The organism is Allobosea sp. Root483D1 (assembly GCF_001429505.1).
In the GTDB taxonomy this organism is placed as follows: Bacteria; Pseudomonadota; Alphaproteobacteria; order Rhizobiales; family Beijerinckiaceae; genus Allobosea.
In genome coordinates this window covers 947,699-961,172 of record NZ_LMJW01000022.1, presented here as the reverse complement: position 1 = coordinate 961,172, position 13,474 = coordinate 947,699, and the positions used below count along the sequence as shown (strand labels likewise).

Annotated in this window: 14 protein-coding genes; 12 read left to right on the top strand and 2 right to left on the bottom strand. The window is 67.1% G+C overall.

The genetic code is table 11. From position 1 onward, the window contains the following. Window positions 1-52 precede the first annotated feature (52 nt). The 9 genes from ASE66_RS27255 (at window position 53) to ASE66_RS27215 (ending at window position 7,706) form a co-directional block, all read left to right on the top strand. On the top strand, window positions 53-1,462 hold the full coding sequence (locus ASE66_RS27255; RefSeq protein WP_057192837.1) for a pyruvate dehydrogenase complex E1 component subunit beta: 1,410 nt from the start codon (window positions 53-55) through the stop codon (window positions 1,460-1,462). Between the two features lie 14 nt (window positions 1,463-1,476). Next, window positions 1,477-2,847: a pyruvate dehydrogenase complex dihydrolipoamide acetyltransferase gene (locus ASE66_RS27250; protein WP_057192836.1), complete on the top strand. Its 1,371-nt coding sequence runs from the start codon at window positions 1,477-1,479 to the stop codon at window positions 2,845-2,847. Window positions 2,848-2,853: 6 nt separating this feature from the next. After that, entirely contained in the window at window positions 2,854-3,546 is a 693-nt protein-coding gene (locus ASE66_RS27245) for an SGNH/GDSL hydrolase family protein (RefSeq protein WP_057192835.1), read from the top strand. Window positions 3,547-3,620: 74 nt separating this feature from the next. Continuing rightward, window positions 3,621-5,060, top strand: coding sequence for a dihydrolipoyl dehydrogenase (gene lpdA, locus ASE66_RS27240; protein ID WP_057192834.1), 1,440 nt, complete (start codon window positions 3,621-3,623; stop codon window positions 5,058-5,060). Between the two features lie 70 nt (window positions 5,061-5,130). Beyond that, a complete protein-coding gene (locus tag ASE66_RS27235) occupies window positions 5,131-5,379 on the top strand; it encodes a GlsB/YeaQ/YmgE family stress response membrane protein (protein ID WP_057192833.1) in 249 nt (82 codons plus the stop codon). A 46-nt stretch (window positions 5,380-5,425) separates the two neighbouring features. Continuing rightward, on the top strand, window positions 5,426-5,761 hold the full coding sequence (locus ASE66_RS27230; protein WP_057192832.1) for a GlsB/YeaQ/YmgE family stress response membrane protein: 336 nt from the start codon (window positions 5,426-5,428) through the stop codon (window positions 5,759-5,761). Between the two features lie 75 nt (window positions 5,762-5,836). Continuing rightward, window positions 5,837-6,112 carry a GlsB/YeaQ/YmgE family stress response membrane protein gene (locus ASE66_RS27225; RefSeq protein WP_057192831.1) on the top strand — a complete coding sequence of 92 codons (276 nt, stop codon included), beginning with the start codon at window positions 5,837-5,839 and terminating at the stop codon, window positions 6,110-6,112. Between the two features lie 95 nt (window positions 6,113-6,207). Continuing rightward, window positions 6,208-7,212 carry a lipoyl synthase gene (lipA, locus tag ASE66_RS27220; protein ID WP_057192830.1) on the top strand — a complete coding sequence of 335 codons (1,005 nt, stop codon included), beginning with the start codon at window positions 6,208-6,210 and terminating at the stop codon, window positions 7,210-7,212. 14 nt (window positions 7,213-7,226) lie between these two features. Next, a complete protein-coding gene (locus ASE66_RS27215; RefSeq protein WP_057192829.1) occupies window positions 7,227-7,706 on the top strand; it encodes a type II toxin-antitoxin system RatA family toxin in 480 nt (159 codons plus the stop codon). Here ASE66_RS27215 and ASE66_RS27210 read toward each other — a convergent pair. After that, window positions 7,693-8,190 carry a CinA family protein gene (locus tag ASE66_RS27210; RefSeq protein WP_057192828.1) on the bottom strand — a complete coding sequence of 166 codons (498 nt, stop codon included), beginning with the start codon at window positions 8,188-8,190 and terminating at the stop codon, window positions 7,693-7,695. The genes ASE66_RS27215 and ASE66_RS27210 overlap by 14 nt on opposite strands. A 4-nt stretch (window positions 8,191-8,194) precedes the next feature. After that, a complete protein-coding gene (locus ASE66_RS27205) occupies window positions 8,195-9,388 on the bottom strand; it encodes a bifunctional 2-C-methyl-D-erythritol 4-phosphate cytidylyltransferase/2-C-methyl-D-erythritol 2,4-cyclodiphosphate synthase (RefSeq protein ID WP_057192827.1) in 1,194 nt (397 codons plus the stop codon). Window positions 9,389-9,571: 183 nt separating this feature from the next. Between ASE66_RS27205 and dusB the strand changes: the two genes are divergently transcribed. The 3 genes from dusB (at window position 9,572) to ntrC (ending at window position 13,247) form a co-directional block, all read left to right on the top strand. Next, window positions 9,572-10,609 (top strand): tRNA dihydrouridine synthase DusB, encoded by a 1,038-nt coding sequence (gene dusB / locus ASE66_RS27200; RefSeq protein ID WP_057192826.1) that lies wholly within the window; start codon window positions 9,572-9,574, stop codon window positions 10,607-10,609. A gap of 107 nt (window positions 10,610-10,716) precedes the next feature. Continuing rightward, window positions 10,717-11,769 (top strand): two-component system sensor histidine kinase NtrB, encoded by a 1,053-nt coding sequence (locus ASE66_RS27195; RefSeq protein WP_244495098.1) that lies wholly within the window; start codon window positions 10,717-10,719, stop codon window positions 11,767-11,769. A 26-nt stretch (window positions 11,770-11,795) separates the two neighbouring features. Further along, on the top strand, window positions 11,796-13,247 hold the full coding sequence (gene ntrC / locus ASE66_RS27190) for a nitrogen regulation protein NR(I) (protein WP_057192825.1): 1,452 nt from the start codon (window positions 11,796-11,798) through the stop codon (window positions 13,245-13,247). The last annotated feature ends 227 nt before the right edge of the window (window positions 13,248-13,474 follow it).

Here is a 13,474-nt window from a genome sequence, read left to right as displayed (position 1 = left end):
TCCTCCCCGACATCGAGGCCCTCGCGGCCACTCCAGAACTCCGGGTGCGTTCATGCCGATCGACATTCTGATGCCCGCCCTGTCACCCACCATGGAACAGGGCAAGCTCGCCAAATGGCTCAAAGCCGAAGGCGACAAGATCAAGGCCGGCGACATCATCGCCGAGATCGAGACCGACAAGGCGACCATGGAGGTCGAGGCGGTCGATGAGGGCGTCCTCGCCAAGATCCTGGTTGCCGATGGCACCGACAACGTCGCGGTCAATACGCCGATCGGCGTGATCGCAGTCGATGGTGAGGATGCCTCCGCCGCAAGCGGCGCTGCCAAGGCAGTTGCTCCCGCACCCAAGGCGGCAGAGAAACCGGCAGAGCCCGAAAAGGCAGCCGAGGCGCCTGCCAGCCCGGCGCCTGCCGCGGCAGCGAGCGTTCCAGCCCAGGCGAAGTCCTATGACGCCTCCTCCGAATTCCCAGCCGGCGCCGAGGTCGTCTCGATGACGATGCGCGAGGCGCTGCGCGACGCCATGGCCGAAGAGATGCGCCGCGATGCCGACGTCTTCGTCATGGGCGAGGAGGTCGCCGAGTACCAGGGCGCCTACAAGGTCACGCAGGGGCTGCTGCAGGAGTTCGGCGCCCGCCGCGTGATCGACACCCCGATCACCGAGCACGGCTTCGCCGGCATCGGTGTCGGCGCGGCGCTGACCGGCCTGAAGCCGATCGTCGAGTTCATGACCTTCAACTTCGCCATGCAGGCGATCGACCACATCATCAACTCCGCCGCCAAGACGCTCTACATGTCGGGCGGCCAGATGGGCTGTCCGATCGTCTTCCGCGGCCCCAACGGCGCTGCCGCCCGCGTCGGCGCCCAGCACAGCCACGACTATGCCGCCTGGTACTCGAACGTGCCGGGCCTCAAGGTGGTGATGCCTTACAGCGCTGCCGACGCGAAGGGCCTGCTCAAGAGCGCCATCCGCGACCCCAACCCGATCATCTTCCTCGAGAACGAGATCCTCTACGGCCGCTCCTTCGACGTGCCCAAGGGCGATGATTTCCTGGTTCCCATCGGCAAGGCCAAGGTCGTGCGGCCCGGCAGCGACGTCACCATCGTCTCCTTCGGCATCGGCATGACCTATGCGCTCGGCGCCGCTGAGGCGCTGTCCAAGGAAGGCATCGAGGCCGAGGTCATCGACCTGCGCACCATCCGGCCGATGGACATCGAGACCGTCATCGCCTCGGTCCAGAAGACCAATCGCTGCGTCGCGGTCGAGGAAGGCTTCCCGCAGTCCGGCATCACCGCCGAGATCGGCATGAAGATCATGGAAGCGGCCTTCGATTATCTCGATGCGCCCGTGGCGCGCGTCACCGGCAAGGACGTGCCGATGCCGTACGCCGCCAATCTCGAGAAGCTGGCACTGCCGAACATCGGCGATGTCGTCGCGGCGGCCAAGGCCGTCTGCTATCGCTGAGAGAGGGCTGACCGATGCCGACCAACATCCTGATGCCCGCGCTCTCTCCGACGATGGAGAAGGGCAATCTCGCCAAGTGGCTGAAGAAGGAAGGCGACACGATCAAGTCCGGCGACATCATCGCCGAGATCGAGACCGACAAGGCGACCATGGAGGTCGAGGCGGTCGACGAGGGCATTTTGGCCAAGATCGTCGTGCCTGAGGGCACTGCCGACGTCGCCGTCAACGAGGTGATCGGCGTGATCGCCGGCGAGGGCGAGGACGCCAAGAGCGTTTCCGCACCGGCCAAGGCCGATGCTCCGAAAGCCGAAACGCCCAAGGCCGAAGCGCCCAAGGCGGACGGCGCTGCGCCAAAGGCCGAACCGAAGCCTGAATCGACGCCGCAGATGACCGCCGAGGCCGGGTTCAACACCGGTGGCAGGCCGAGCGTGGGCGGCGACAGGCCGTTCGCCTCGCCGCTGGCACGCCGCCTCGCCAAGGACGCCGGCATCGATCTCGGCAAGGTCCAGGGCTCCGGCCCGCATGGCCGCATCGTCGAGAAGGACATCGAGGCCGCCAAGCAGGGCGGAGCGGCCAAGGCTGCGCCAGCTCCCGCAGCCAGTGCTCCGGCCGCGCCGAAGCCTGCGGCCGCGCCGCTCGCGACCGGCCCCTCGGACGAGCAGACCAAGAAGCTGTTCGCGCCGGGCTCCTATGAAGAGATCCCGCATGACGGCATGCGCAAGACGATCGCGCGGCGCCTGACCGAAGCCAAGCAGACCATCCCGCATTTTTACGCCACGCTCGATTGCGAGCTCGACGCGCTGCTCAAGCTGCGCGCCGAGCTCAATGCCGCCGCGCCGGAGAAGGACGGCAAGCCGGCCTACAAGCTCTCGGTCAACGACATGGTGATCAAGGCTCTCGCCCTGGCCTTGAAGGCGGTGCCCGATGCCAACGTCTCCTGGACCGAAGGCGCGATGCTGAAGCACAAGCACGCCGATGTCGGCGTCGCGGTCTCGATTCCGGGCGGGCTGATCACGCCGATCATCCGCGACGCCTGCCACAAGACGCTCTCCCAGATCTCCAATGAGATGAAGGACATGGCGGCACGGGCTAAGGCGCGCAAGCTGAAGCCCGAAGAGTACCAGGGCGGCACCACGGCCGTTTCCAATCTCGGCATGTTCGGCATCAAGGACTTCGCCGCTGTGGTGAACCCGCCGCATGCGACGATCCTGGCGGTCGGCGCCGGCGAGCAGCGCGTCATCGTCAAGGGCGGCCAGCCGGCCGTCGCGACCGTGATGTCGGTGACGCTCTCGACCGACCACCGCGCCGTTGACGGCGCGCTCGGCGCCGAGCTGCTGCAAGCCTTCAAGGGCTATATCGAGAAGCCGATGGCGATGCTGGTGTAGGCGGCGATGACCCGCCAGGCTCGCATCCTTGCTTTCGGCGATTCCCTGACCTGGGGCCGCATCGCCAACCGGCCGGAGCGGCATGGCGACGATGTGCGCTGGCCGCGCGTGCTCGAGAAGGCGCTCGGCGGCTATGCCACGGTGATCGAGGAAGGTCTCAACGGCCGGCGGATCGCGCTCGACGATCCGCTGCGTCCCTATCGCTCCGGCATCTCGCTGCTGCCGCTCTTCATCGAGTGTCATGCGCCGCTCGATCTCGTCATCCTGATGCTCGGCACGAACGACTGCCAGCGTCAGCACTCGCTGGCGCCCTACGACGTCGCCCGTTCGATGCGGATGCTGGCGCAGGTGGCGCAGAGACCGCCGGTCGAGCCAGGCATGCCGGTGCCGGAGGTGCTGATCGTCGCGCCGCCGCTGGTGCGCAGGCCGGATGATCCCGAGCACGAGGCCAACTTCTTCATGGAGGGGGCGCCCGAGAAGATGGCGCTGCTGGCGACCTATTACCGCCGCATCGCCGACGAGATCGGCGTCAACTTCTTCGACGCGGCGGCGGTCGCGACCGTGACCGGCGCGGACGGCATCCATCTCGACGCCGACAATACCCGCGCGATCGGCCTCGCGCTCGCGCCCGTGGTCGACGGCCTGCTCGGCCTGCCGCTGCCGGCGCGCGGGCCGGCGCTGCGGATCGCTGGCCCGTAGACGAAATTCGACCGGGGCCCAGCCCCGCACATCAACACTGCCCGCAATGGGCAGAAAGAGCCGAGGCATCTCCCATGGCTGACTACGACATCATCATCATCGGCTCCGGCCCCGGCGGCTATGTCGCGGCGATTCGCGCGGCGCAGCTCGGCTTCAAGACGGCGATCGTCGAGCGCGAGCACCTTGCCGGCATCTGCTCGAACTGGGGCTGCATCCCGACCAAGGCGCTGCTGCGCTCGGCCGAGATCCTGCACTATGGCCAGCACGCCAAGGATTACGGGCTGGTGCTGGAAGGCTCGTTCAAGGCCGATCTGGAGGCCGTGGTGAAGCGTTCGCGCGGCATCGCGGTCAGGATGAACAACGGCGTCCAGTTCCTGATGAAGAAGAACAAGGTCGACGTGATCTGGGGCGAGGCCAAGCTCACCAAGGCCAACACGATCGTGGTCGCGCCGACCAAGAAGCCGGCGATGCAGCCGCAGGGGCCGGTGCCGAAGGGCGCCAAGGGCGAGGGCACCTACACCGCCGACCACATCATTGTCGCGACCGGCGCCCGCCCGCGCGCGCTGCCCGGGCTGGAGCCGGACGGCAAGCTGATCTGGACCTATTTCGAGGCGCTGGTGCCGCCGACCATGCCGAAATCGCTGGTGGTGATGGGTTCGGGTGCGATCGGAATCGAATTCGCCTCCTTCTATCGCACGCTCGGCGCCGAGGTGACGGTGGTCGAGGTCCTGCCGCAGGTCGTGCCGGTGGAGGATGCCGAGATCGGTGCCTTCGCCCGAAAGGCCTTCGAGAAGCAGGGCATGAAGATCCTGACCTCGACCAAGGTCACCAAGGTCGAGAAGTCGGCGAACTCCGTCACCGCCCATGTCGAGGACGACAAGGGCAACAAGCAGACAATTCAAGCCGAGCGGATGATCTCTGCGGTCGGCGTCGTCGCCAATGTCGAGAATCTCGGCCTGGAGGCGCTCGGCGTGAAGCTCGATCGCGGCGTGATCGCCATCGACGGGCTCTGCCGTACCAATGTGAAGGGCATCTATGCGATCGGCGATGTCGCCGGCCCGCCGATGCTGGCGCACAAGGCCGAGCATGAGGCAGTGATCTGCGTCGAGGCGATCAAGGGCCTGCATCCGCACCCGATGGACAAGGCGATGATCCCGGGCTGCACCTATTGCCACCCGCAGATCGCCAGCGTCGGCCTGACTGAGGCGAAGGCCAAGGAGGCCGGCCACGAACTCAAGGTCGGCCGCTTCAACTTCGTCGCCAACGGCAAGGCTGTGGCGCTCGGCGAAGACAGCGGCATGGTCAAGACGATCTTCGACGGCAAGACCGGCAAGCTGCTCGGCGCCCATATGGTCGGCGCGGAAGTCACCGAGCTGATCCAGGGCTTCGTCGTCGCGATGAACCTCGAGACCACCGAGGAAGAGCTGATGCACACCATCTTCCCGCATCCGACCCTGTCGGAGACGATGAAGGAGGCTGTGCTCGACGCCTATGGCAAGGTGCTGAACGCCTGAGCCGGAACGCGCATTCATCCGCGCTTCACCCCGGCCCGGCAATGATTAGGGCCTGATCGGGAGGGTTGTCATGGATTTGCGTGCAATTCTGGTTGCCATCGCTATCGGCGCCGTCGCCGGTTGGCTCGCCAGCATCGTCATGGGTGGCGGCGGGCTGATCCGCTACATCATCACCGGCCTGATCGGCGCCTTCGTCGGCAGCTTCCTTTTGTCGGCGCTCGGCATCAACCTCGGCATCGGCAACCCGCTGATCTCGCAGATTATCACGGCGACGATCGGGGCGATCGTGGTGGTGTTCCTGGCCCGGTTGGTCGCCTGATCGCCGGGCGCTGGAATTCAGGCGCGGCACAGGCCATATCCCGCCGATGAGCCGCGCCCGAAAATCCGCCAAGCCCGACAAGATCGTCCCAGACGAGAAGGTCGAGATCCTGCCTCCACGGCGGGGTCTGACGTTCGACTGGCGCCGGCTGCTGCCACCGGTCGCGTTCGGCACTGCCGCGGGCTTCATCGCCAGTATCGTCGTCGGTGGCGGCGGCTTCCTGCGCCATGCCGTGGTCGGCCTGCTCGGCATGCTGGTCGGGCAGGGCATTGTCCACCTCACCGGCTGGCGGGCGAGCACCGGCTACCGTTTTCTCGATTCGATGGCGATGGCGGTGATCGGCGCGATCCTGGTCGTGCTGCTGGCGCGCTTCATCGCCTGAAGCAGGAACCAAGCGACGCTCGGTGCGTTGTGAACGGCGGCCGGATGGCCGGCCTTCGAGGGCAGGGGGACTACCATGAACGACCAGATTTATGCCGCGCTCGGCACGCCGGGCTACGGCTTCTTCATGACGCTGCTGATCGGCATGATCGCCGGCTGGATCGCCGAGCGCGTCACTTCGTCGGATCACGGGCTCTTCACCAACATGATCGTTGGAGTCGCCGGCTCCTTCGTCGGCAGCCGGATCGCCGAACTGCTGGATATCCCGGTCTTCGGCTTCTGGCGCACCCTGACCGCTGCGATCGCCGGCGCCTGCCTGCTCATCGTGGTCTGGCGCGCGGTGCGCAACTGACTCCCGGTGCGCGCGGGTTGCCCGCGCCGCACTTCGGCATTAGCTAGACGGGAGTGGCCGCGCCCTGTTGCGCGGCGCCAATTACGGACCCGTCCATGGCCGTCGTGCTCGATCTCCTCAACCGCGATCCGCGCCCCAATGCCGGCAACCCGAAATCCGAGGTGAAGCCGGCTGTGGAGCTGCGCCATCCGGAAAAGCAGAAGCGGCCGGAAAACCCGATCCTGCGCAAGCCGGACTGGATCCGGGTCAAGGCACCGGGCTCGCCGAAATGGGCCGAGACCCAGAAGATCGTGAAGGCCGAGAAGCTCGTCACCGTCTGTGAGGAGGCGGGCTGCCCCAATATCGGTGAGTGCTGGGAGAAGAAGCACGCCACCTTCATGATCATGGGCGACACCTGCACGCGCGCCTGTGCCTTCTGCAACGTCAAGACCGGCGTGCCCGCGGCGCTCGACCATGAGGAGCCGCGCAAGGTCGCCGACGCCGTCGCCAAGCTCGGCCTGGAACATGTCGTGATCACCTCGGTCGATCGCGATGACCTCAAGGATGGCGGCGCCGAGCATTTTGCGCAGGTGATCAGGGCGATCCGCAAGGCCTCGCCCGGCACGACGATCGAGATCCTGACGCCCGACTTCCTGCGCAAGCCCGGCGCGCTCGAAGTCGTCGTCGCGGCCAAGCCCGACGTCTTCAACCACAATCTCGAGACGGTGCCTGGCAAGTACCTGAAGGTGCGCCCCGGAGCCCGCTATTTCCACTCGCTCAGGCTGCTGCAGCAGGTGAAGGAGCTCGACCCGACCATCTTCACCAAGTCCGGCATCATGGTCGGTCTCGGCGAGGAGCGGAACGAGGTCCTGCAACTGATGGACGACCTGCGCTCGGCCGAGGTCGACTTCATCACCATCGGCCAGTACCTGGCGCCGTCGCGCAAGCATCATGCGGTCATGCGCTTCGTCACCCCGGACGAGTTCAAGAGCTTCGAGACCATCGCCTATGTGAAGGGCTTCCTGATGGTTTCCTCGACGCCGCTGACGCGCTCCTCGCACCATGCCGGCGAGGACTTCGCCCGGCTGAAGGCGGCGCGCGCGGCCAAGCTCGGCGGCTGATCGGCTTAAGTCCCATGCCGATGTTCAACAGCACCCGCCGGGTGAAGCATTCGCCCGCAGAGATGTATGCGCTCGTGGCGGATGTGGAGAAGTATCCGCAGTTCCTGCCGCTCTGCGAGGGACTGACGGTCCGCCGGCGCACACCGCGTGAGGGCGGCGGCGAGGTGCTGCTCGCCGACATGACGGTCGGCTACAAGGCGATCCGCGAGACCTTCACCAGCCGCGTCACGCTCGACCCCGCCAATCGCAAGATCCTGGTGGAGTATGTCGACGGACCGTTCCGCTATCTCGAGAATCGCTGGAGCTTCAAGCCGCTCGATCCCGGCTGTGAGGTCGGTTTCTTCATCTCCTACGAATTCGCCAGCCGCATGCTCGGCCTGCTGATGGGCGCGATGTTCGACAAGGCTTTCCGCAAGTTCGCCGAAGCCTTCGAGAAGCGCGCGGACATGATCTACGGCCTTGGCGGCGCGACCGCCTCGATCACTTCAGGCTGAGCGAAGCCTCGCGCAGCAGGTCGAGCGCCTCCAGCACGCTGAGGCGCCTGATCTCGTCGCGCCCCTGGGCGCCGAATCGCTTTTCGCGGTGCAGTGTCGTCGCGCCGTTGGCGCAGGCAAAATGTACCAGCCCGACCGGCTTCGCTTCACTGCCGCCGTCCGGGCCGGCGATACCGGTGATCGAGACGGCGAGCCGTGACGACAAGCGCTCCCGGCCGCCCTCCGCCATGGCGCGCGCGACCGGCTCGCTGACCGCGCCATGCCGGCGGATCAATTCGGCCGGAACGCCGGCCAGCACTGTCTTCGCCTCGTTGGAATAGGTGACGAGGCCGCCGAGCACCATGCTGGACGAGCCGGAAATCGCCGTCAGCGCGCCTGCGACGAGCCCGCCCGTGCAGGATTCGACCGTTGCGACGGTGATGCCGCGTTCGCGGGAGATGTTCAGCAGTTCGGCGGCAAGCGAACGGATGTCGAGATCGAACATGGCCTCACTCCGGCTCGGGCAGGCGGATGGTGGCGGTGGCGAGCGCGGCGAGGCCCTCGCCACGCCCGGTGAAGCCGAGGCGCTCCGAGGTCGTCGCCTTGGCCCCGACCTGGTCGAGACGCAGGCCGGCGATCTCGGCGATGCGGGCGCGGATCGCCTCGCGATGCGGGCCGACCTTCGGCCCTTCGCAGATGACGGTCAGGTCGAGATGGTCGATCCTGCCGCCGCGCTGCCGGACGCGGTCCGCCGCGAAGGCGAGAAAGCGATCGGAGGAGGCGCCGCGCCATTGCGGATCGCTCGGCGGGAAGTGGCTGCCGATGTCGCCGTCGGCCAAGGCCCCCAGCACGGCGTCGGTGAGCGCGTGCAGGGCGACGTCGCCGTCCGAATGAGCGGTGACGCCACGGCTATGCGGGATCCGGACGCCGCCGAGCCAGACATGGTCGCCGTCGCTGAAGGCGTGGACGTCGTAGCCGGTGCCGGTGCGGGTCACGAGCGGGCGGGCGAGGCGCTGCTCGGCCAGTTCGAAATCGCCGGGATAGGTCAGCTTCAGGTTCATCGCATCTCCGGCGAAGGTCGCGACCCAGTGGCCTGCCCATTCCATGATGGCGGAATCGTCGGTGAAGCCGCCGGCAGCGGCCGCATGCGCGTCCCTGTGCGCGGCGAGCAGGGGCTGGAAGGCGAAGGCCTGCGGCGTCTGCACGAAGACGAGCTGCTCGCGCGGCAGGGTTTCCTCGATGCGGCCGGCGGCGTCGACGCGCTTGACGGTGTCGGTGACGGCGAGCGCCGGGATGGCGGCGACATGCTCAGTGCTTGCCGCAAGCGCCCGCTCGATCAGGGCCGGCGAGACGAACGGGCGGGCAGCGTCATGCACGAGCACACAGCCGTCGAACCCTGTGGCCGCGAGCGCCTCCAGCCCGGCGCGAACCGAATCCTGCCGGGTCTCACCGCCGTCGATCGGTCTGGTCAGCTGGCCACGGGTCGCTTCCGGCAGATGGCCGATCGCCTCGTCGTAGCGAACGCCGTCGCCAGCGCCGATCACCACCAGCACCGTGCCGATGCGATCGTCGGCAAGGAACGGAGCAAGCGTGCGGCACAGGACAGGCGCGCCGCCAAGCTGCCGATACTGCTTGGAAGCCTCGGCGCCGGCGCGCAATCCGCGCCCGGCGGCAACAATCAGGGCTGCGATGGCCGGTGTCATCGATCCTCTTGGCTCCGCTATTCAGGGCCTCGCTGATAGGACGGCAAAGGCCTGCCGCCAAGCCGTCGCCGTTCGGAAGCAGGAGGCGGCGCCGCGAGCCCTTGCCGCACATGTGGATATTGCATTGCAATATGACGTGAAATTCTCTTGCGCGGCGCAGCATTTGTCCAATAAATCAGCACAATGGAAACTGCCTCAAATTCAGGCGAGCCAAATCCGGGCGAGCATCAGGCCGCGATCGGTGGGCTGCTGCCGGCGTCGCGCGCTTTCCTCGCACCGATGTCGGGCGTGACCGATCTGGCCATGCGCCGGATCGCCGCGCGCTTCGGCGCGGGGCTCGTCGTGTCCGAGATGGTCGCTTCGGACGAACTCGTCCGTGGCAGCGAGGAGGCCCGGCTGCGGGCCGAGGGCTCCGGCGTCACACCGCACGTCGTCCAGCTCGCCGGCTGCGAGGCGCGCTGGCTGGCGGAAGCTGCGCAGGTGGCAGAGGCGTCGGGCGCAGACGTCGTCGATATCAATATGGGTTGTCCGGCGAAAAAGGTCGTCGGCGGTTGGGCCGGTTCAGCGCTGATGCGCGATCTCGATCACGCTATCGGCCTGGTCGAGGCGGTCGTCGCGGCGGTGAAAGTGCCGGTCACGGTCAAGATGCGGCTCGGCTGGGACGATGCCAGCCGCAACGCACCGGAGCTGGCTCGCCGCGCCGTGATGGCCGGCGCGGCTGCGATCGCCGTCCATGGCCGCACGCGCCAGCAATTCTACAAGGGCCAGGCCGATTGGGCGGCGATCCGCCCGGTGCGCGCCGCGGGGACGTTCCCGCTGGTCGCCAATGGCGACATCGCGACGCTCGCGCAGGCGCAGGCCTGCCTCGAGACGTCGGGTGCCGACTACGTCATGGTCGGGCGCGCCGCGATGGGCCGCCCCTGGCTGCCCGGCGCGATCGGCGCCGCGCTCGCCGGCCGCGAGCCGGCGAGGATGTCGCTCGCCGCCAAGCACGACATCGCCCGCGAGCATTATGAGGGCCTCCTGTCCCTGATGGGACGCGAGACCGGCGTCCGCCACGCCCGCAAGCATCTGGCCGCCTATGCCGACGAGGCGCTCGCCAGCGGGCTGGAGCCGGACGAGGCCGCCCGCCGCGAGCTCCTCACCACCAACGAGCCCGCCCACGCCATCACCGCGCTCGGACGGCTGTTCTCGACCGACCGTCTCGGCGCTGCCGCCTGATCACGAAAGTCCCGCATATGACGATGGCGATGTTCAACGACGATGCGGAAGGGCGGCACGGGGCCTTGTACGATCTTCTCGAAGTCCAGGCGTTGAACGTCCTGCCCATGCCCGTTCTGGTGATCGGGGAGGGGCACGGCATCCTCTACGCCAACACCGCTGCCGAGGATTTCTTCCAGGCCAGCGCGCTCGTCCTGAAGCGCCAGCGCCTCGACGATCTCGTCGCCTTCGGCTCGCCGGTTCTGACGCTGGTCGAAGAGGTGCAGCGGCGCGGCGCCAGCGTCAGCGAGTACCGGCTCGAGCTCGCCTTGCCCCGGCTCGGCCTCGACCGGGTGGTCGACGTCTTTGCCTCGCTGCTGCCCAGCCAACCCGATGCCGTGGTGCTTCTGCTGCAAGAACGGACAATTGCCGAAAAAATGGACAGGCAATTGACGCATAGAGGGGCAGCTCGCTCGATCACGGCGCTCGGCGCGATGCTGGCGCACGAGATCAAGAACCCGCTCTCGGGCATCCGCGGCGCGGCTCAGCTGCTCGAGGCCTCGGTCGAGGACGATGACCGCCTGCTGACCCAGCTGATCTGCGACGAAGCCGACCGGATCGTGAAGCTGGTCGAGCGCGTCGAACTGTTCGGCGACGACCGGCCGGCCGAGCGCGGGCCGGTCAACGTCCATGACGTGCTCGACCATGTGAAGCGGCTGGCCCAATCGGGCTTCGCCCGCCACATCCGCTTCAGCGAGGCCTATGATCCCTCGCTGCCGCCGGTCGCCGGCAATCGCGACCAGCTCGTCCAGGTGCTGCTCAACCTGGTCAAGAACGCGGCCGAGGCGATCGGCAGCGACGCCATTGACGGCGAGATCACGCTCACCACTGCCTATCGCCCGGGCATCCGCATGCAGGCGCCAGGCTCCGGCGCGCGCCTCGCTCTGCCGCTCGAGATCGGCATCCGCGACAACGGGTCGGGCGTGCCGCCCGACCTGCACCAGCACCTGTTCGATCCCTTCGTCACCACCAAGGCGCAGGGAAGTGGCCTTGGACTTGCACTCGTCGCCAAGGTGATCGGCGATCACGGCGGAATCGTCGAATGCGAGTCCGCGCCGCGACGCACGACATTCCGCATTCGATTGCCCCTGCACGAGGCGAAGCCGCCTCGACTTGGGTGAAAAACGAGTAGGACACGGAAAAACGCATGCCGACGGGTAACATTCTCATCGCCGACGACGATGCCGCGATCCGCACCGTCCTCAACCAGGCCCTCGCCCGCGCCGGGTACGAGGTCCGCACGACAGGCCAGGCGGCGACGCTCTGGACCTGGGCTGCGCAAGGGCTCGGCGATCTCATCATCACCGACGTGGTGATGCCGGACGGCAACGCCTTCGACCTGCTGCCGCGCATCAAGCGGGTCCGGCCCGAGCTGCCGGTCATCGTGATGAGCGCGCAGAACACCTTCATGACCGCGATCAAGGCCTCCGAGCGCGGCGCCTATGAATACCTGCCCAAGCCGTTCGACCTGAAGGAGCTCGTTGCCATCGTCGGGCGGGCTCTGTCGCGGCCGCGCGGCGATGTACCGCGCAATCAGCCCGCCGAGCCCGAGGACATCCCGCTGGTCGGCCGCTCGCCGGCGATGCAGGACGTCTACCGCGCGCTGGCGCGCCTGATGCCGATCGACCTGACCGTGATGATCAACGGCGAGTCCGGCACCGGCAAGGAGCTGGTCGCCCGTGCCCTGCACGATTACGGCAAACGCCGCAACGGGCCTTTCGTTGCGATCAACATGGCGGCGATCCCGAAGGACCTGATCGAATCGGAGCTGTTCGGCCATGAGAAGGGCGCCTTCACCGGTGCACTGACCCGCTCCTCCGGCCGCTTCGAGCAGGCCGAGGGCGGCACGCTCTTCCTCGACGAGATCGGCGACATGCCGATGGAGGCGCAGACGCGGCTTCTGCGCGTGCTACAGCAGGGTGAGTACACGACGGTCGGCGGGCGCACGCCGATCAAGACCAATGTCCGCATCGTCGCCGCGACCAACAAGGATCTGCGCATCTCGATCGCGCACGGCCTCTTCCGCGAGGACCTGTTCTTCCGCCTCAACGTTGTGCCGATCCGCTTGCCGCCCTTGCGCGAGCGGGTCGAAGACATTCCGGACCTCGTCCGCCATTTCTTCGCGCTGGTCGAGAAGGAGGGCCTGCCGCGCAAGCAGATCGATTCGGAAGCGATGGACGTGCTGCGGCGCTATCGCTGGCCCGGCAATGTCCGCGAGCTGGAGAACCTGGTGCGGCGACTGGCCGCGCTCTATCCGCAGGACACGATTACGGCGCCGATCGTCGAGGCCGAACTGCAACCGGCGAGCGGAGGCCCGATCCAAGCCGGAGGCGGCAGTGCGCCGGAGCGGTCCGAAACCCTCTCAGGTTCGGTCGAGCGCCATCTCAGCCAGTATTTCGGCGGTTTCGGCGACCAGATTCCCCCGCCCGGGCTCTATCACCGCATTCTGCGCGAGATCGAGCCGCCACTGATCGCCGCGGCCCTGGCGGCGACGCGCGGCAACCAGATTCGTGCCGCCGAGCTGCTGGGACTTAATCGCAATACCTTGCGCAAGAAGATCCGCGAGCTCGACATGCAGGTGATGCGCTCGCCGCGCTGAGGCAAGAGCCGAATCCGATCAGATTGGCTCAATCTGATCGATGAATCCGTCTCCGCTTTGAATGAGAGACCATTCTTTCCGACCAACTTGTACCGCAAGCTGGTCGAATGAGCTCTCGCACTGTGGCTGCCTTGCATCTGTCATATTTTGACAACACCGTTGCGGCGGCGCATCAGTGCGCCGTGCGGTAGCCTCCATGAGGTGAGGGCCGCAGGCAACGGAGCCTC